The organism is Altererythrobacter sp., from assembly GCF_050299635.1.
In the GTDB taxonomy this organism is placed as follows: domain Bacteria; phylum Pseudomonadota; class Alphaproteobacteria; order Sphingomonadales; family Sphingomonadaceae; genus Erythrobacter.
This window is the reverse complement of record NZ_JBNKWF010000072.1, coordinates 1-638: the sequence shown is the minus strand read 5'-3', so window position 1 is coordinate 638 and position 638 is coordinate 1. Positions and strand designations below refer to the sequence as shown.

General features: G+C 61.0%; 2 protein-coding genes. Both read left to right on the top strand.

The features are described from left to right. On the top strand, positions 1 to 406 hold a 406-nt coding region (locus ACQY6C_RS14880), incomplete at its 5' end, for an MscL family protein (protein ID WP_427970068.1). Between the two features lie 50 nt (positions 407 to 456). Beyond that, a partial coding sequence (locus tag ACQY6C_RS14875) for a hypothetical protein (RefSeq protein WP_427970066.1) occupies positions 457 to 638 on the top strand: 182 nt, incomplete at its 3' end.

The following is a 638-nucleotide window of genomic DNA, read 5'->3' as shown; positions in this document are numbered from 1 at the left end:
ACACACGACCAACCCCACCAGGAGAACGAGCAAACCCATGAAGAAAATGATCGTCGAGTTCAAAGATTTCATCAACAAGGGCGATGTCGTTACCGTCGCCGTCGGTTTGATCATGGCCTTGACCTTCAAGGACGTGATCGACAAGTTCGTCGAAGGCGTTCTCAACCCTCTGATCGCGGCGGTGTTCGGCAAGCCCGACTTCACCGAGATCGGCTTCGACCTCGGCAAGAGCCGCATCAGCATCGGCCTCGTCATCGACGCGGCGATCACATTCGTCCTCGTTGCGTTCATCCTGTTCCTGTTGGTCAAGGCGTACAACTCCTGGAAGTCCGACGATGACGAGGAGACCGGCCCGAGCGAGATCGATCTGCTGACCGAGATCCGCGACCAGCTGCGCAAGGGCTGAACCAACCACCGCCTTGGGCGGCGGGTGAGGTTTCGGCTTCACTGTTGTTCATGACCTCTCGACGATGGCGAGCCAGGGCCGGCGTGCTCTGGCTCGCTTTCGCGCTGACGGCCTGCTCATCGTCATCGTCCGGTGACACGAGCTCGGGGAGTATGGACACGGTGGCGATCGGTCGCCTCCCGGCCCCACTGATCGATCCGAGCGCGACGATCCCGGTGCCACCGGCACCGAC